The organism is Chitinophaga agri (genome assembly GCF_010093065.1).
Taxonomy (GTDB): Bacteria; Bacteroidota; Bacteroidia; order Chitinophagales; family Chitinophagaceae; genus Chitinophaga; species Chitinophaga agri.
This window is the reverse complement of record NZ_CP048113.1, coordinates 2,169,964-2,187,926: the sequence shown is the minus strand read 5'-3', so window position 1 is coordinate 2,187,926 and position 17,963 is coordinate 2,169,964. Positions and strand designations below refer to the sequence as shown.

Sequence of the window (17,963 nt, the reverse complement as noted above, 5' to 3'; positions counted from 1 at the left end):
CATATAAGTATTTTATCGGAACAGATCGCGTGTGGGTTGGGACGATATGTGTGTACTTAAAGTGTGGATTTGGGTATAGCGGGAAAGTGTTCCTGGATGTAATCAAGGAAGTTGGTCATCAGCTGTTGGAGATCAGCCTCCATGTTCTTCAGTTTAGCGCGGATATGGACCTGGTGGGTGCGGATGTTATCATAATTGATAGCATTGATATCGGGTTCACTGACCCATGCCTGTTGTAATGCCAGTTCTCCGCGGAGGGCTTCAAACCGCGTGTCCTGCTGGAGGAAGGTGGTATGAAAATATTCCAGCCTGTCCAGCAGGGAGCGGTCAAAATGATATTGCAAAATGTGGGCGAGCTGCGTCTTCAGCGCAATATTGCGGTTTTCGAGCGCCGCCAGTTGTTTTTTAAATGCCGTTAATTCATGCAGCAGTTCTTCCATTACTAAAACTATCTTATCTGATGTAAAGATAGGTTGTTGTTGAACTGTAGCACAGGACCCGCATCAGCGGAAAAACTGATTTTTATCATTAGTTCACCAGGTTGGCGAGTTTCTGCTCATTCAGAATGGTGATCACACCCTGTTTTATTTCCAGCAGCTTTTCATCCCGGAAATCACCCAGTGTACGGATCATCGATTCCGTCGCAGTGCCTGCGATCGTGGCAAGGTTCTCTCTGGAGATATCAATAGAGAACGGCTGATCAGTCACGTGATGGTATTTCTTCTTGAGGAAGAGCAGGGCTTCTGCTACTTTTTTACGCAGGGAACTATAGGCCAGGTGCAGTAGCTGTTGTTCTTTCTCTGTAATGTTTTTGGCCAGCAGGCGGATAAACTGCTGCGCTACATCACGGTTGTTATTGATCAGCGTTTCAAAGTCTTCTCTGGGGATAGCCGTCAGTTCACATGCTTCCAGGGCTTCTGCGTTTTCATGGTAATTGCTGCCTTCGAGTAAAGCAACGTACCCGAGAAATTCTCCGGCACTGTATAGATTGACAGCGAGTTCTTTACCATCGTTGTTGACCTTATAGGTCTTTACGCGGCCTTTCTGGATAAAATAGAGACTGGTAGGACGGTTACCTTCCTGGTAGATCAGTTGTTTTTTCTTGTACCTGTCGGTGTTGCCCTCGTCCATTAGTTTTTTCAAAGGATTGGTGCCTGTCGCTGTTAACAGCAGTTGTTGTATTCCTTCCATATCCGGAGGTAAAACCTGTTTTTTTAGTTCTGACTTCTTTAATCTGCTTTCTACTGCATTGAGAAGGTCTGTACCGCTAAATGGTTTTGTTATATAATCATCTGCACCCATTTCCATTCCCTTACGGAAGTCTCCGCGTTCGCTTTTGGCGGTCAGGAATATAAATGGAGTGTCTTCGACTTCCACGTGTTTCTGTAACAGGTGAAGCACGCCGTAACCATCCAGCACAGGCATCATAATATCACATACGATCAGGTCGGGCAGGTGCTCCAGTGCCATTTCCACGCCGGTTTTCCCATTTTCAGCCGTCAGGACCTTGTAGTTGGCAAGTTCCAGTATTTCTGCAGTATTCTCGCGAATATCGTCATTATCTTCTATCAGCAGGATCGTTTTCATTTATAGTACTATTCCTTTTAGTTATAGTTGCCGGAATGTGACGATGAAGGTCGTTCCTTCATTCAGGACACTTTCACAGGTGATGTTCCCATTCATAAGTTCTGCATACCTGCTCACAATATGTAATCCCAGTCCGGTACCCTGGATATTGCTGACGTTTGCTCCTCTGAAAAAACGTTCGAACAGGTGTTGCTGATCCTCCTGGGAAATGCCGATACCTGTATCTTTCACCTTCAATATTACATCATTTCCGGTTTGTTCGGTAGATACCTGTATAACAGTATGTTTCCCAGAGAATTTGATGGCGTTGCCCAGCAGGTTCAACAGGATATGTTTCAGCAGCGAGGGGTCGAGTTGTACAGATGTGGCGCCGTTGTGCGTGTACTGAATACGCTGACCTTCCTGTACAATGTCCTGCATCTCCATGATGATGCCATTAATATGTTGCTGGATATCGAAGGTACTGGTACGCACCTGGACACCGCCTTCCTCAATTTTGCCCACAGACAGGAAGTCGTTCAGCACTTCCGTCAGCAGTGTGACGGAAGAGATGATACGCTGGATGTGTTTAGCGCGCTTGGGTTGTTCGGTTTCAGTGGTGTACTGGTTGACCAGGAATGCAGACGACAGGATGGTGCTGAGTGGTGTACGGAACTCATGCGAGGCCATGGACACAAAGCGGGATTTCAGTTCGCTGAGTTCCTTTTCTTTATCCAGCGCCGTCATCACTTCCTGTTTGGATTGTTCCAGTTGCTCGAGGGCGGTGGTCAGCTGTTGCGTACGTTCACTGATCTTATGTTCCAGCTCATTATTGAGCTTTTCTATCTTTTCTTCCGCCTTTTTCCTTTCGGTGATGTTGTTAATATAGGCGATCACAAAAGAACCTTCGTCATGCCGATATTGACTGAGGCTGATCTCTACGGGAAACTCGCTACCGTCTTTTTTAACGGCAAAGAGGTCCAGACCAATACCCATAGGGCGGCTTTGCGGGTGATGATTATAGTGATCACGGTGTCCCACATGCCTTTGGCGGAAGCGTTGCGGCATCAGCTTTTCAATATAGTCTCCCATCAGCTCTTCCCTTTCGTAACCAAACTGCCTAAGGGCAAAGTCATTGATCAGCACGATCTGCCCTTTTTCGTTGGTTACCAGGATGCCGATACTGGCATAGTTAAAGAGGGCTTCAAAACGTTGCAGCTCTTTATTATATTCTTTTTTGTAAATGCTATTGCCGGAGAACATAGTCATCAGCTTATTGGTCCACTTCTTCTTCATAGTTGATACTTACCGTTAAAGAATATGCGGTAAATATACTCTATAGGCTGTAAAATTCCACCTAAGGAGCATGCTCTCATATGATGACCGTCATCCGGATGACTGATAATGCTCACTTTTCCCTGACATTTCTTTCCAGCCAGTGGGAAGCCAGCAAGCTCCAGGCCAGTCCGGCTTTATTATCAGGGCGCAGGCCATAGCCGTGTCCGCCTTTGGCATACATATGCAGCTCTACGTGGACTTTTGCCTCCCGTAAAGCCCCGGCCATTACCAATGCGCTGTTGGCATACGGATCATCAGCAGTGGCAAAGAGGAAGGTAGGGGGTGTATGACCGTCTACCTGCAATTCCGGCGTAAGTGTATGGTTGGGACCCTGGTCAAGATAGGCAGGGTAGATGAGTAAAGCAAAATCGGGGCGGGCAGAAGCACTGTCGCCTGCATCTATGGGAGTATACGTCTTTTTATTATATAACGTGCTTGCTCTCGCGCTCAGGCTACCACCTGCGGAGAAGCCCAGTACACCTAGCTTTTCTTTCTGCAGGTTCCATTCACCCGCCCGGCTGCGTACGATCCGGATGGCCCGCTGGACATCCTGTAAAGCGCCTTCCTGCTTCTGTGGCACCCGGTATTGCAGTACGAAAGCTGTATAGCCCTGCTCATTCAGCCAGCGGGCTACCTCATAGCCTTCCAGGTTAATAGCCAGTATCTGGTATCCGCCACCTGGACAGATCACTACCGCCGCTCCATTAGCCTTGCTTTTTTCCGGCAGGAACACCTGCATGACCGGGTCAGTAACATCTGTTAGTCTGATGACGCCCCTGCTAGTGTCTTTTGTCGGAACAGCTGCCTTCTTTGGCGCAGTTTCTCCGGGTACGGAGCCGGGCCACAGGTGAATGATGTCTTTTTCGTTTGTTTGTGCAAATGTCTGCATAGCAAATAATGAGAGTGACAGCAGATAAAATACCTTTTTCATACCGGGAAGGGTTTAGGCAACAAAATAAATAAAAGTGCCTGCATAAAAAAGTATCACCGCAGAAAGCGGGATAGGAAACTTCCGGTCGGCAGGGGGGAAAAAGAGGGGTTAATTTTGGGGCTAATATTCAGGGCTAAAAAAAAAATAAGATTGGGGCTAAAAAACTGTCAGACAATTAGTACGTGGGGTTAATCTGGGTGTAAAATTATAACGTTAGCGCATATCCGTCAACCGTAGTTCTACGCATTTTGCAGAATGCGGGGAAATACGAGCGATCCATTCATTCATTGTAATAGGGATAGCTGACTGATTGCCAGCTGTTTAATGTTTAAGACATGGCGCTGTCTGTAATTTATTAATAACCAGTGTATTAAAGAGCGTTTCACTGCCGTCTGCGCACGGTCATGATTTGGTATATTTGTAATGACTCAAAATAATCATCGTACCACCGGGTACACAATCCACTATTCTATGAAAACAGCACGTTTCATTGTTTTACTGTTGCTCGGCTGTATGTCTGCAGCCTACTCCCAATCGCTCACGGATGTCATTACCAGTGCAGAATGGGATGTTATATTTCCACACCGCTTTAATCCGGATGACCGCACCGGTAGTGGTACATTACCCACTACTGCGGCGAAGGATTTTTACTCTTATGCCAACTTCACCGAGGCGGTAAGAAGAATGGCGAACATTAAGATCATTGCTGAAAGACGTTGTGCCACCAATCTGTATAAACTGACCCGTGTTGACAAGACAACGGGTGCAGCTGTGATCATCCGCCAGGATGCCGGCTTTAATACGTCTACGGGGACCATTATCCGCGAAGAAATTGATTACGGAACATTTGCTGCAGAAGGAGACCTTACTGCCCGTAAAAGGGAGCTAATGGCTTTTCTGGCGAATATTTCACAGGAAACGACAGGTGGCTGGCCAACAGCACCCGGCGGACAATACGCCTGGGGACTTTACTTCCGTGAGGAAGTCGGGTATGAAGGTACGACCAATATCGGCTACCGTGAGACAAGCACGCAGTATCCACCGGCAGCAGGTAAGTCCTATCATGGTCGTGGTCCGATCCAGTTAAGCTGGAACTACAACTACGGTCAGGCCAGTGAGTTCATCTTCGGCGATAAGAACGTGCTGCTCGCTAATCCTGAGAAAGTGATACAGGACGGCATCATCGCTTTTCAGACCGGCATCTGGTTCTGGATGGCACAGCAATATCCGAAGCCTTCCTGTCACGATGTGATGGTGCCGGGTAAATGGACGCCTACAGCAGCACAGACAGCAGGTGGCATTATCCCCGGATTTGGCGCCACTGTTAACATTATCAACGGTGGAATTGAATGCGGTAGTGGTACGGAAAACACAAAGGTGCTTGGTCGTATCGGGCACTATCAGCGTTATACGGGCATCAAGCAGGTGAGCATGGAACTCAATGGTGGCAATAATACGGCGAACTGTGGTTGCGCCAATATGGCCCGTTTTGCGATCGATAACGGGGAGTGTGCACAGCTCACCGGACTGACATTTACGTCACCGGCAAACGGAATTGTCGGGGTAACAGCCTTATCACCCGTAACCCTTACGGTGACGAAAAATGATCCCAGAAATGAGATCACGCAGGTATTTATAAAAGTGGGCGGACTGCGCCTGGCTGGTACCAGCGTACAATGGACGCCTGCAGGTTATGGGCAGCATACGGTAACAGCCGTGGGCCTGCGCACGGGAAAAGATTCAGTCGTGACTACGATCAGTTTTACCATATGGAACAGTCAGACCTTCGAAGGTTGTGCATCCCTGCCAGCATGGGATGCTGCCAGGATCTACGATGTGGCGGGTAATATCGTGCGTTACAATAGCGTGATCTATCGCAATCAGTGGTGGGCAGGCAGTGGCGATGTACCCGGTACTAACAGCACCTGGGCAGTACTAGGGAACTGTAATGGAAACGGTGGTGATGGCGGAGGAACAGGGCAGTCCTGCGGTGGCGTAGCCGGATGGACTGCCGGCGGTGTCTATACACAGGGTAGCCGCGTTGCCTATGGTAACAAGATCTACCAGGCAAAATGGTGGACACAGGGCGACCAGCCTGATATCAATACAGGAGATGCGAAACCATGGACATTTATAAGTAACTGTCCGGCAGGCATTGCTGGTAGTATAAACATGGCTGCTGTAAAGGCGCTCACAGTGACAGATGAGACATTGAAAGCGTATCCCAACCCGGTGACGGGCAACACACTGACCGTCACAGTGAATGGTGCCGGAAAAGATAAATTAGTGTTGTCCCTGCTGCATGCAGAAACGGGGCAGCCGGCCTTGCAACAGGTAGTACTTCCGACAGGTAACGTGGCACAGCAGGTATTACTGGATATCAGTAAGGTGCCATCCGGCGTATGGATACTGAAAGTTGACAGCGGCAGACGTGGTGCAGCGGGTACCAGGAAGATCGTGCGCATACGTTAAAACATTAAATTTTTAAGGGAACTGTAACCTAATGGGCTTCTTGTACGTTTAGGCTACAGTTCCCTTTTTCCTTTGGAAGGAGGGCGTAAATTAACTTTCATGAGATCATTTAATTTTATTCTCCTGGCTGGTATTGTCATGGCCGGATGTAGCAAGAAGACAAGTGCACCTGCAACAGATTGTTTGAGATACGCACCTGCTAATGTTGTGCGTATTGAAAAGGCTGCAGCAGGGAAGGATGGTGCCACTACTGTTCATTTCCAGGTAAGTGGCGGTTGTGGCCAGTTTAACAAGTTTATAGAGAAGAACAACGGTAATACCCGTACCATTACTGTAGAAGCCGTGTACAAAGGCTGTATGTGTACGATGGATATGCCGATCCGTACAACTTCCTACAAATTCAATGAAAAGAAGGCAGGCACTTATTATCTGCAGTTTGTATCCGGAGAGAATGAATTCGTAACAGATACCGTTGTGATCAAATAAAAAGATATCAGCAGCGCCGGTGGGGCGTGCTGTGTTTTAAGTTAAAAAAGAAGGGATGAGGTGCGAAACCTCATCCCTTTTCCTCTCCATCTAAAATCCCGAAAACTAATAATTAAATCCTTTCCTTTTGTACATCCAGATGTTTCTCCATCCATCACCCTGTTGTGCCAGTGTGAGTTCGTCGGCAGTCAGTTTTACGATCACGTAGGTGACTTTATTGCCCAGGATGATATCACCACCTGTTATCTTCAGTGTTCTGTTTAGCGTATCCAGTTCAAACAGTGCTTTTTTAGCACTGCCTGCATGTGTAAGGCTGTAGTTCTTGGCGCCATTGAGATCGAACGTCATCTCATCTGCCGCCACGCCCTGTTCCGTCAGGTAAGCGATACCATTCTGCCACCATTCCGGCGCAGTAGCACCACCTGAACCATTGCCGTAACAGATACCTCCCGGGATATCTGTTGCCCATACCCAGGTCTTACCAGCCTGCTCATTGGTGAGCAGTTTCCACAACGGACTGGCGAAGTACTCAGGGTCGTTGTTGGATACGGTGATCCTGGCAGAGTCGGCGATCGGTCCGCCCTGTGTATAGAGCGTATAACGGATGGTATAGTCGCCTGCAAAAGGCAGGTTGATCGTATCTTTTTTATTCTTAGAAAAGCCGCCGGTATATTCCCAGAATGGGATGTAGCTACCTTCTGTGAGGCTGTTCAGCATAACTATATTGTCGTGTCCCTGTTCCTGGGTAACGGAAAATTTCAGTTGCTCCCTGGTGACGCCAGGTCCTTCCATGCTTTCTTCATCTTCCTTCGTGCAGGAAACCAGTACCGCAGATAACGCGAACAGGGATAAGGTGATAAACTTTTTCATGATACTGTTTTTAGTGGAATGATTCAACATTAGTTAGCCCATCCTGGATTTTGTTTGTATACGCCACTTGACAGGCTGATCTCCTGTTCCGGTATTTTGAACAATCCCTGTGTTTCCGGACGGAAGGTCACATTGAACTGCGCGTCTGTGCTACTGTTGTCGATCGCAGCTTTTGCAACGGTCATACCCTGACGCAGCAGATCCCAGTAACGTAATCCTTCCAGTGCAAATTCCAGTCTGCGTTCTTCCATGATCAGTTTCTTACCTTCCGCAGTAGTCAGTGTTTTTCTGCTGGTAGTGTTCAGGAATGCCCTGTCACGTACCTGGTTGTAATAATGCTGTGCCTTAGCGAGATCACCATCCAGGTTCAGCTCTGCTGACATCAGCAATACATCGGCATAACGGATGATCACGTCATCGAAATAGTTATCGATCTGGAAGTTTCCCCCCTTGCTGTCAGCGTTACCATCGTTCAGCGGCATGTATTTTTTCCAGAAGTAACCAGTATACTGGGACTGGTCGCCGACAGCGTAAGCCGTCAGGTTTTCGTCTTCAATTGAAATGATGGAAGCGTTTCTCCTGGTATCAGCACCATCATAGGCATTCCATAATTTAGCGGTTACCGTACCAGCGCCCCATCCTTTGTAATAGGGATTGAGTACCTGACTGCGGATACCAATATCCACCTGCATACGGTTGCCATTGTGCTGGTCCCAGTTACCGAGCCCTTTATGTGTGAATTTGATAGACCAGATCGTTTCTTTATTGTCTTCACCTGCGAAGGAGCTGCCGGAAGCCTGCCACAGGCGTGGGAAGCTATCTACCAGGCCATAACCGCCTGCATTGATGATGTTATCGAGGTAACCGATAGCCTGTGACTTTGTGACAACACCCGCCAGGTCATTCTGATTATAATAACCGGTATAATAGAGGAATACACGGCCAATCAGTGCCTGGGCGGCCCATTTGGTCACCCGTCCGTAATTAGACGTAGGGATGCCTGCGTAAGCAGTAGCAGGCAGGTGTTCTGCTGCATACTTCAGGTCTTCTGCAATGAGTTTATAGGTCTCAGCAGGAGTAGCCTGTGGCATGTTGTATTCTGATACGGTCAGTGGCTTGGTGGCTACTGGTACATTACCAAAGAAACGGGCCAGGTCGAAATAGAAGTATGCTCTCAGGAAGCGTGCTTCTGCTGTATAGGTGTTTTTCAGGGTACTGTCGGCACCCCAGTTCACACCGTCGATCTTTGACAGCAGTACGTTGGCCCTGTAAATACCGGTATAGTATTTCTGCCATACCCCCAGGTTCATATTGGACGCCTCCTGGAAGCGGTCCCACTGTTTCCATACCAGGTCAGAAGTACCACCACCACCGAAGCAGTTGTCACTGGCCAGTTCCGATACGAGGTGGATATTGTCATAGTCACCGATGTTCAGCTGATTGTACACAGCGACCAGTGCCTGTAATGCCTGGTCGGGCGTTTGATAGAAGGAGGTCTCTGTCTGTTCATCGATAGGAGAGCGCTCCAGGAATTCCTTACTGCAGGCAGTAAAGAGTGAGATGGCTATTATGGATGCAAATATCTTTTTCATGTGGAATGATTTACCGGATTAGAATTTAACGCTCACACCTACCAGTACTGATTTAGGCTGCGGATAGGTACCCAGGTCAATGCCGGAAGCCCAGCCTGTAGGACCATAACCTACTTCAGGATCTACACCTTTATAGGGGGTGAAGGTGAACAGGTTGGTAGCAGAAACGTATAATCTCAGTTGACTCAGCGGCACTGCATGCAGCAGCTGTTTGAAATCGTATCCCAGGTTCAGGCTCTTTACACGCAGGAAAGAAGCGTTGTGTACGTACAGGTCGGAAGAACGGATCCAGTTCTGGTTCAGTTCAGCACCATCTGTTACACGAGGAAGGCGGTTAGAGCTGCCTTCACCTGTCCAGCGGCCCAGGATCTCGGTAGAGTAGTTACTGAGCGGACGGGAGAAATCATGTGTACCATCCCAGATCTGATTGCCATGTGTACCATACAGGGAAGCGGAGAAATCAAATCCTTTATAACCCAGGTTGATATTGATACCGTAAGTGAATTTAGGATATGGATTACCGATCTGTGTCTGGTCTTTGCTGTCAATGATACCATCGCCGTTCAGGTCCTGGAAACGTACGTCACCTGGCTGTGCGTTCGGCTGGATCTTCTTACCATCTTTGGATACGTAGGCATTGACTTCCTGTTCATTCTGGAAGATACCTGCGGTTTTATATCCATAGAAATAACCCATAGGGAAACCTACCTGTGCGCGGTAAAACTCAGGCATGCTTGGGTAAGTGATGGCTGTTGCACCATTGATGATCTTTTCCTTATTCGGAATATCGGTGATCTCATTGCGGTTGATGCCCATATTACCATTGATACCAACACTCAGTTTATTGAACGTATGGTTGTAACCGAGAGAGATCTCAACACCCTGGTTACGTACATCACCACCATTGATCAGTACTGTAGATGCGCCTGACACCGCAGGTACATTTACAGGTACCAGCCAGTCTTTGGTTGTTTTACGATAGATATCTACGGTCAGATTAAAGTCGTTCAGGAAGTTCGCATCAAAGCCGATGTTCGCCTGTTCGGATGTTTCCCACTTCAGATCAGGATTGGATATTTTGATAGGGGCAGCACCGATGTAAGGGTTGTCGCCACTACCGAAATAGTATCCGAGATATTGTGTGGAAATAGTAGACAGGTACTGGAAGTAGCCGGTAGGCAGGTTACCGTTCTGTCCCCAGCCGGCACGGATCTTCAGGAAGTCCAGCCAGTTAGGTTTGAAGAAGTCTTCATTGGTCGGTACCCAACCCACGGAGAAGGATGGGAAGTATGCTCTGCGATTGTTCGGGCCAAAGCGGGAAGAGGCGTCAGACCTGACTACCGCGGTGAACATATATTTATCCGCATATGAGTAGCTGAGACGTCCGAAGTAGGAATAGATGGTGGCAGCGCTGTCAGCACCGTAGATCCGCTGGGTACTGTCAGTGGTACCATTGTCAATCACAGCGTTGTCAAGACCGGTTTTGGTCAGGTCCTGCTTGTAGCCGTAAAGGTAACTGGCTTTGGTTTCGTTTGCATTCATACCAGCGAGTACGCCGATGTTATGTTTACCGAAATCACGCTGATAGTTGATGGTATTGTCCCAGTTCCAGGAATTGGTACGGTAAATACCCTGTGTAGCACGTGAATGTTCATTGATCACATTAGTAGACAGGTTATATATCGGCGTATAGCTTCTGGAATCAGTGCTGCTCATATCGATACCAAAGTCAGTACGGATCGTCAGGCCTTTAATGGGAGATATCTGTAAATAGGTATTACCCATGATACGGTTGGTCTTATCCTTATTCTGGTTCTGATAGTCCATCAGTGCAACCGGGTTAGCTTCTTCTACATTAAAGGAAGACTTAGCGTAGTTACCAGTAGCATCATATACAGGAAACAGCGGACTGGTACTGAATACAGAGCGGATAGCATTGTTGTAGATATTACCTACACCGATACCTCTTTTGCGTGACTGTGTATAGGTCAGGTTCTCACCAAAGATGATGATGTCCTTATACATTTTATGCTCACTGTTCATGCGGAAGGAAAGCCTGTCAAATTTGGACTGACCGTTCACACCGATGATACCTTCCTGTTCGGTATAGGCAACGGAAGATGAGAATACAGAAGTCTCATTACCACCGGCAAAGCTCAGTGAGTGGTTCTGCATAGGAGCGTTCTTATTATAGATCGCCTCCTGCCAGTCGGTACCCTTACCAAGTTTGCCCAGTTCGTCCATGGTGAAGTAAGGCTGGCCGCCGGAGTTGATGGCCATCTCATTCATGATCACACCATAGTCGTGCGCGTTTAGCAGGGAGACTTTGTGGGATGGATTTTGCGTGCCATAGTAAGCGTCGTAAGATATCTTCATGGAGCCGGCACGGCCTTTACGGGTAGTGATGAGTACTACACCGTTGGCTGCTCTTGCACCATAGATCGCGGAAGATGCCGCATCTTTCAGTACGTCCATGGCAGCAATATCAGAAGCATTCAGGTAGCTGATGTCGTAGGTGGGTACACCATCCACAATGTAGAGCGGATCGGCATTACCTACAGTGCTCGTACCACGGATACGTACTTTCATACTTTCACCTGGTTGAGCGGAAGTAGCTGTGATCTGTACGCCGGGAGTCTGACCCTGTAAGGCCTGGTCTACACGGAGGGCGTGGTTCTGTTCCAGTTGCTGCGTGTTCACGTGATCGATAGCCCCCGTCACCAGTTTTTTCTTTTCGGTACCGTAACCTACTACCACGATCTCATCCAGTCCGGTAGCACCTTCGCTGAGATTGACAGTCATTGTGGACTTCCCTCTGGCGGAGAGTACCTGTTTGGAAAAACCTACGAGGGATACTTCGAGAGAATCGGAGTCGCTCACCTGCAGGTTGAAGCTGCCATTGCCATCGGTGATCGCACCGTTGTTGGTACCTTTGATACGTACGCTGGCGCCGGGAAGCGGGCTATTATCTTTTCCGGTAGTGACTTTACCGGAGAGTGCTCGTTTAGGAGTCTGCGCCATTGCCACGTTGCCTGATAACATGGTTAATAGCAGCGTGCTGCTTAAACCGCATGATACGGGGATCATGCAGGCAGTCACAAAATCTCTGATTTTGTACGCAGTTTTCATAATGTTAGAATGTTAGTTACGGGATGTTTTTATCTGATGGTATACGTGAATTACATTCACAACGTGTTAATACTTAAAAGTTCTTTTCTATCATTTACGTGGTTAGTTTTTAAGTGAAATCTTCTTTGCTGTACCGTCATACCTGATTACGATGGCATTCGGGTTGTCAAAATCCATGCTCACTGGTTTATCTTTACCTGCTTTCACAATGCGGAACGTACGCTGTTGCAGCATGCCCGGGAATGTACCTTCCCGTTTGCCGATAGTCAATGTTTTGTTCGCATCATCATAGCTGAAAGGAATTGTACTGTATTGTCCTTTTTCATAGTTATAGTTGACGCCCTCGTCTTCATAGAGGGAGAATTTGCCATTGCTGCCGGTATATACGTACAAGGTGATCGTATCAGCCGGACGTTGTGCGGTATACTGCATAGCAGGGCCGAACGGAATGATACTGCCGGCTTTAGCGTACAGGGGGATCCTGTCCAGCGGCGCATCCGCGGTAATATATTGTCCACCTTCCGTATAAGTTCCGTCATACAGATTGTACCAGCCGGTATTGGCAGGGAGGTATAACCTACGGCTGCGTGCCTTGTAAGTATATACGGGATTGATCAGCAGAGAAGGACCAAACATGAACTGGTCACCAATGTGCTGTACAGCAGTGTCTTTACCGAAATCCATCACCAGACCACGCATGATCGTATAACCATTATGGTAAGTATGACCGGCCAGGGAATAAATATATGGCATTAGACGATAACGCAGTTTGTCATAATACACCATTGAGTTAAATTCCCTGCTGTTATCCGGTGCGATATTAAATGGTTCGCGGTAAGGATATTGACCGTGGGAGCGGAACAGCGGACAGAAAGCGCCGTACTGGAACCATCTGGTGTTCAGTTCTCTCCATTCTTCCAGGTCGGCTCCTTTAGGGTCCGGCCGGTCGTATTTATCTTCTACATAGAAACCGCCGATGTCAGTTGTCCAGTAGGGCATACCAGACATACCAAAGTTGAGACCTGCAGGGATCTGGCGGGCCAGCTCATCGAAACGGGCAGCGATATCACCGCTCCAGGTAGCTGCTGCATAGCGTTGCATACCAGCATAGGCGGAGCGGGTGAGGATGAATACGCGCTGATCAGGTTTTTCCTGGCGCTGACCTTCATAGATACCTTTTGCATTCAGCAATGCATAGGTATTGAAATATTGAGTGGATGGCCCTAAAGCAGTTGGGTTCATCAGTTGTTTACGGTAGTCTATAGTAGCGTTAGAGAGTACGTCTGGTTCAGTAGCATCGAGCCACCAGGCATCTACGCCCTTACTGAACAGATGTTTGCTGAGTAACTGCCAGAACAGCTGACGGGCGCCCGGATTGAATGCGTCATAGAAGGTGGATACATAGCCCTGTCCGATCCAGTCTCTGATACCATCATTGATACTCTGTTTGTACAACCAGCCCTTTTCATCAAACAGTTTATAGTTAGGAATGTCCTTATAGAATTTAGGCCATGCCGAGATCATAAAATGTGTGTTGTAGATATTGTGCAGGGAGTCGATCATGCCTTTTGCATCAGGGAAGCGTGCCGGATCAAAATCCTGGCTACCCCAGGCATTTTCCTGCCAGTAGGACCAGTCCATTACGATATTATCGAGCGGGATCTGTCTTTTACGGAACTCCTGGACAGTGCTGATCACATCCCGTTGTGTCTTGTAACGCTCACGGCTTTGCCAGTAACCCAGCGCCCATTTTGGTACGATGCTGGCTTTACCGGTGATGGTACGATAACCAGTAATGACATCATCCATCTGCTGACCATAGACAAAGTAGTAGTCTATCTTTTCTCCTGCTTCAGAAGTGAAGGCGGCTTTATTTTGTAAGGTCGCCGGAGTAGGGGAGAGATGTTTGACAGCCACAAATGCCTGATCAGATTCAGGGATCCATTCAACTTTTATTTTGTGTTGTTTACCCTTGTCCAGTTGATGACGGAATACAGAAGGGCCAGGGTTCCAGCCTTCTCTCCATTTGTCGAGTTTCAGTTCGCCGTCAATCCATACCTTAATATAACCGGAAGTGGTCATGTAGAACTTTTCCAGGCCGCCGGTGAGAGAGGCGATATTGCCTTCCCAGGTGATCACACCTTTACTCATAGGAAAGCCAGCCGGCATTCTTTTCAGGTCAGGAAGGAAGGTGAAGTCAATAGCCGATTCCTGTTGCTGGAGGAAGATGCTGTCAGGTTTATACCGCATGGCATAGGTCGCAGTCAGACCACCTGACTTGCCATTCTTGTCAGTCAGCTGCAAACTGCTCAGCTGTTCGTATGGCCTGTCGTCACCGAAGCGGGTGATGGAGTAATTATCCCAGAGGATACCGTATTGTTTGCTGGATAAGAGGAAAGGGATGACAGCGACAGAGTTGTATTGTGTCAGGTCCACATCCTGGTCTTTGTAGTTCATCAGACCGGTCTGGTGTTGTCCCAGACCATAGAATGCCTCTCCCGCAGGCGATTCAAAAACCTGTTGCAGTTTATAGAGGGGTTTACCGTCTATGACTGCCGGAGTGAAAGTCTTTCCGCCTCCCTTTTTCTCCTGTAATATAATATTGCCTTTCAGGTCGCTGAACACCACTTCACCGGAGCGCAGGTCAACGCTGGCCGTTAAGGTGCTGGTTTTCAGTGTGACATGGTTGTTTTTCTCTTCACTTGACCATTTCACTTCCCTTGTACCTGTAACGACGGCCATCAAACTGGGGGTAGCAGAAATAGAATCGGCCGGGCTGGCGGTTACCCTGATGATATTATCAGTGATGACCTGCAGTTTTACCTGCTTTACTCCTCCGGCGGTTGTCTTTTCTAACCTTACCAGTAATCCGTCTTTAAGCCTTTCGATGTTTCCTGCATAGGCGAGATGTAGGCAGAAAGTAAATGCTACGACCGAAAAAAGTCTTTTTTTCTTCATATCGATGGAATTGTCTGATTGCGATTTGTTGGCTGCGAATGGTATATTATCACTAACGTGTGCTGGCAAATTTAACAGTCCGGTATAAGACCGGGGGGAGGGGATTGTTTTAGATTAGGGTGTCAAATGTTAACTAAAAGGGATGTAGGGTTGGGGAATTTGTTAAAAGGAGGGGTATTATTTGTTAAAAGAGGCGGTTGACAGGGACATCTGTGAGGTCAGATAGAGGAGATGATGACTCAGGGACGCTTATCATCGCCGAAGAGGAAGACAACTGGGTTGACAATATATTAGCAAAAATTAAAAGCCTGCCGGTCTGACCAGCAGGCTTTTTCGTTAAAGATGTGTATTATCCTATTGCAGCTTCCTGCAATGCCCGGATATCCAGTTTCTTCATCTGCATCATCGCCGTTACCGCTCGTTGTGCCCTGGCCGGATCTTTATCCTGCAGTAGTTCCTGTAAGCCTTCCGGTACCACCTGCCAGGAGAGGCCAAATTTATCCCGCAGCCATCCGCACTGATCGAGGGTACCACCCTCAGAAAGCGCATCCCATAGCCGGTCAACTTCCTCCTGCGTTTCACATTTAATAAACATCGACACAGCAGGGGTGAAAGAGTAATGCGGACCACCATTCAGGGCAATGAACTCCTGGCCGTCCAGTGTAAACTCCACCGTCATTACCTTTCCTTCCTGCCCCGGCACGCCTGGCGGATAACGGCTGATCTTACTGATGGATGAGTTCTTAAAAAGCTCTGTGTATAGTTTTGCCGCTTCTTCCGCCTGACCATCATACCACAGGAAAGGAGTGATCTTTTGCATAGTGATTATTTTTTTGGGTGTTTTGATAGCACAAACTTACTGATACAGGGATATTCAGGAGCGGTGTAAAGAGGACTTCCTTACGGGGCAATCGGGACGGGGGATGTGATAGCTTGAAATACCATCAATTACCGGTAATTTGCAGCAAGCCCTGAGATATGGAAAAGACATTTACCCGCATAGCACTCAATATACACCGGCGTCTGGCGCTGGAGGCAAACCCTGTCAGCATCGTAGAACTTGCCGATGGTGGTTATCTGCTTAACTTCAATAAGGACCCGCATGTCATACGTCTGGATAAAGAGCTCCGTCAGGTCTGGAAGAAAGATCTCCAGGCACATACTGTTGACTATGTGAACTGTCTTATTACCACAAATCCCGCTGGCAACCTGATGGCAATATCCGGTCATGAAACGATCCGCATACTGGATGGAGAGGGAAATCTCACATGGGTATTCCCTCATGAAGGATGGGGTAATTTCCTCGGTTCAACCTGTACGTTCTCTGCCGATGGGAAACTGATCTGGTTTATTGTACCTGCCAGTTCCGCTCTGGAAAATGACATACTATATGTAGTACGTATGTCCGACCACAAAGTGCAGGATACGTGGATGATGGAAGGTAACCAGGAGTATAGTTATGTGATCTACCCGACACCTGATGAGCAGGCGGTGATTATAGAAGCGGCCGCAGGACAGGATGACAATGTGCTTTACCGCGCGGCTTTCAGTGGAGGTAAGATCGTGTGTGAAGTGCTGGATGAGGTATGGGACAGGATTGTAGGCACGTTCTCTCCGGACGGGACAGAAATGGTGACGGCGCCGCACGTGGAGGGCGCTATACAGATATATAGCTATCCTGACATACAGGAGATAGCCCGGTTGGAGGAAGATCAGCTGTTTGATGGCAGGAACGAGTATCCGTCTCAGGAAGATAATGACTCCCTGGAATACGTCGTATTGCATATCAGTAACAAGACCCTGCTGGCGTTCACCCGCTTTGGCAGGCTGATGCTGATCGAGCGGGCTACTATGCAATGTATCGGGGAATTGTTACCTGAAGGTTGTGAGATCAGGGCATACGACCTGGCAGGACGGCCTACCAGGGATCCAAAACAGATCGTTGATTACGCCGGAGAGATCGTGACCGTTTGTGTTAATAAACAACGCCAGTTACTACTAACCCATAACTCAGGAGAAGTAAGATTGTACAATCTGCCGGAAGAATTGTTTTAGCGCCTGCCTGGTTCACCGGCGTAGTTGCCTTTAGGGTAGCCTTCGGGTACTTTTACTTCGAAATATTCATCGAAATCCTTCGGATCAGTTGTCGCATATAGCTTGTTAAGACTGACGATAAAGGAAGTGAGGTCAGGAGCAATGGTATCCCGGTCGTTATCCGCATGCCAGAATTCGATCAGTTGTCCCCTGATACCGGTGAACACCCCTACAGTATCATAACAAATATAGTCACCGCCACCATTGTCAAACAGTGGTATCCATGCCGGATGCCACCAGTTTTCCATCTCAAAATCAGTTCCTATCATGCTGGTCAGCTCTTTGGCCGATTCCAGCGAATGTTCCAGCGAGAGGAACATGGAGTTGTTAACAAAGGAGGCATGTGCGTCTTCGCGTTGTCCGTTTTTCCATTGATACAACGCACAGAGATCAACAGGTAGGGTAACATTATATTTTTTTTCCAGGGCGCCTATCTCGGCTGATGATAAACCAGGTTGTAAGGTCGCATAATAGTCAGCGCGTTTGGTGCTCAGGTAATGATCTAGTTTGTTCAGGAGTACCTGCAT

General features: G+C 47.9%; 13 protein-coding genes. 3 read left to right on the top strand and 10 right to left on the bottom strand.

The features are described 5' to 3' along the window. Positions 1-56: 56 nt before the first annotated feature. The 4 genes from GWR21_RS08370 to GWR21_RS08355 all read right to left on the bottom strand — a co-directional run bounded on the left by GWR21_RS08370 (position 57) and on the right by GWR21_RS08355 (position 3,835). Positions 57-440 (bottom strand): hypothetical protein, encoded by a 384-nt coding sequence (locus tag GWR21_RS08370; RefSeq protein WP_162331293.1) that lies wholly within the window; start codon positions 438-440, stop codon positions 57-59. A gap of 88 nt (positions 441-528) precedes the next feature. Then, the gene (locus GWR21_RS08365) at positions 529-1,587 is read right to left on the bottom strand and encodes a response regulator (RefSeq protein WP_162331292.1); all 1,059 of its coding nucleotides are present in this window, start codon (positions 1,585-1,587) and stop codon (positions 529-531) included. Between the two features lie 21 nt (positions 1,588-1,608). Continuing rightward, positions 1,609-2,862: a PAS domain-containing sensor histidine kinase gene (locus tag GWR21_RS08360; RefSeq protein ID WP_162331291.1), complete on the bottom strand. Its 1,254-nt coding sequence runs from the start codon at positions 2,860-2,862 to the stop codon at positions 1,609-1,611. 112 nt (positions 2,863-2,974) lie between these two features. After that, on the bottom strand, positions 2,975-3,835 hold the full coding sequence (locus GWR21_RS08355) for an alpha/beta hydrolase (RefSeq protein WP_162331290.1): 861 nt from the start codon (positions 3,833-3,835) through the stop codon (positions 2,975-2,977). A 471-nt stretch (positions 3,836-4,306) separates the two neighbouring features. Between GWR21_RS08355 and GWR21_RS08350 the strand changes: the two genes are divergently transcribed. Then, the gene (locus tag GWR21_RS08350; protein WP_162331289.1) at positions 4,307-6,307 is read left to right on the top strand and encodes a glycoside hydrolase family 19 protein; all 2,001 of its coding nucleotides are present in this window, start codon (positions 4,307-4,309) and stop codon (positions 6,305-6,307) included. Between the two features lie 99 nt (positions 6,308-6,406). Then, positions 6,407-6,793 (top strand): hypothetical protein, encoded by a 387-nt coding sequence (locus GWR21_RS08345; RefSeq protein WP_162331288.1) that lies wholly within the window; start codon positions 6,407-6,409, stop codon positions 6,791-6,793. Between the two features lie 105 nt (positions 6,794-6,898). Here GWR21_RS08345 and GWR21_RS08340 read toward each other — a convergent pair whose 3' ends face one another. The 5 genes from GWR21_RS08340 to GWR21_RS08320 form a co-directional block, all read right to left on the bottom strand. Continuing rightward, a complete protein-coding gene (locus GWR21_RS08340) occupies positions 6,899-7,663 on the bottom strand; it encodes a hypothetical protein (protein WP_162331287.1) in 765 nt (254 codons plus the stop codon). Positions 7,664-7,692: 29 nt separating this feature from the next. Next, on the bottom strand, positions 7,693-9,255 hold the full coding sequence (locus GWR21_RS08335; protein ID WP_162331286.1) for a RagB/SusD family nutrient uptake outer membrane protein: 1,563 nt from the start codon (positions 9,253-9,255) through the stop codon (positions 7,693-7,695). Positions 9,256-9,273: 18 nt separating this feature from the next. After that, entirely contained in the window at positions 9,274-12,384 is a 3,111-nt protein-coding gene (locus tag GWR21_RS08330) for a SusC/RagA family TonB-linked outer membrane protein (RefSeq protein WP_162331285.1), read from the bottom strand. 102 nt (positions 12,385-12,486) lie between these two features. Next, the gene (locus tag GWR21_RS08325; protein WP_162331284.1) at positions 12,487-15,342 is read right to left on the bottom strand and encodes a TIM-barrel domain-containing protein; all 2,856 of its coding nucleotides are present in this window, start codon (positions 15,340-15,342) and stop codon (positions 12,487-12,489) included. A 349-nt stretch (positions 15,343-15,691) separates the two neighbouring features. Continuing rightward, positions 15,692-16,162 carry a VOC family protein gene (locus GWR21_RS08320; protein WP_162331283.1) on the bottom strand — a complete coding sequence of 157 codons (471 nt, stop codon included), beginning with the start codon at positions 16,160-16,162 and terminating at the stop codon, positions 15,692-15,694. 158 nt (positions 16,163-16,320) lie between these two features. On the opposite strand from GWR21_RS08320, the gene GWR21_RS08315 reads away from it, so the two are divergent. Further along, positions 16,321-17,397: a TolB-like translocation protein gene (locus GWR21_RS08315; RefSeq protein ID WP_162331282.1), complete on the top strand. Its 1,077-nt coding sequence runs from the start codon at positions 16,321-16,323 to the stop codon at positions 17,395-17,397. Here GWR21_RS08315 and GWR21_RS08310 read toward each other — a convergent pair. Next, positions 17,394-17,963 carry an SMI1/KNR4 family protein gene (locus GWR21_RS08310; protein WP_162331281.1) on the bottom strand — a complete coding sequence of 190 codons (570 nt, stop codon included), beginning with the start codon at positions 17,961-17,963 and terminating at the stop codon, positions 17,394-17,396. The two genes, GWR21_RS08315 and GWR21_RS08310, sit on opposite strands and share 4 nt — an antisense overlap.

Excerpts from the sequence above, each read along its gene's own strand:
- GWR21_RS08350 (WP_162331289.1), top strand. The coding sequence starts at position 4,307 with ATGAAAACAGCACGTTTCATTGTTTTACTGTTGCTCGGCTGTATGTCT.
- GWR21_RS08360 (WP_162331291.1), bottom strand. The coding sequence starts at position 2,862 with ATGAAGAAGAAGTGGACCAATAAGCTGATGACTATGTTCTCCGGCAAT.
- GWR21_RS08310 (WP_162331281.1), bottom strand. The coding sequence starts at position 17,963 with ATGCAGGTACTCCTGAACAAACTAGATCATTACCTGAGCACCAAACGC.
- GWR21_RS08325 (WP_162331284.1), bottom strand. The coding sequence starts at position 15,342 with ATGAAGAAAAAAAGACTTTTTTCGGTCGTAGCATTTACTTTCTGCCTA.
- GWR21_RS08315 (WP_162331282.1), top strand. The coding sequence starts at position 16,321 with ATGGAAAAGACATTTACCCGCATAGCACTCAATATACACCGGCGTCTG.
- GWR21_RS08365 (WP_162331292.1), bottom strand. The coding sequence starts at position 1,587 with ATGAAAACGATCCTGCTGATAGAAGATAATGACGATATTCGCGAGAAT.
- GWR21_RS08320 (WP_162331283.1), bottom strand. The coding sequence starts at position 16,162 with ATGCAAAAGATCACTCCTTTCCTGTGGTATGATGGTCAGGCGGAAGAA.
- GWR21_RS08355 (WP_162331290.1), bottom strand. The coding sequence starts at position 3,835 with ATGAAAAAGGTATTTTATCTGCTGTCACTCTCATTATTTGCTATGCAG.
- GWR21_RS08340 (WP_162331287.1), bottom strand. The coding sequence starts at position 7,663 with ATGAAAAAGTTTATCACCTTATCCCTGTTCGCGTTATCTGCGGTACTG.
- GWR21_RS08335 (WP_162331286.1), bottom strand. The coding sequence starts at position 9,255 with ATGAAAAAGATATTTGCATCCATAATAGCCATCTCACTCTTTACTGCC.
- GWR21_RS08345 (WP_162331288.1), top strand. The coding sequence starts at position 6,407 with ATGAGATCATTTAATTTTATTCTCCTGGCTGGTATTGTCATGGCCGGA.
- GWR21_RS08330 (WP_162331285.1), bottom strand. The coding sequence starts at position 12,384 with ATGAAAACTGCGTACAAAATCAGAGATTTTGTGACTGCCTGCATGATC.
- GWR21_RS08370 (WP_162331293.1), bottom strand. The coding sequence starts at position 440 with ATGGAAGAACTGCTGCATGAATTAACGGCATTTAAAAAACAACTGGCG.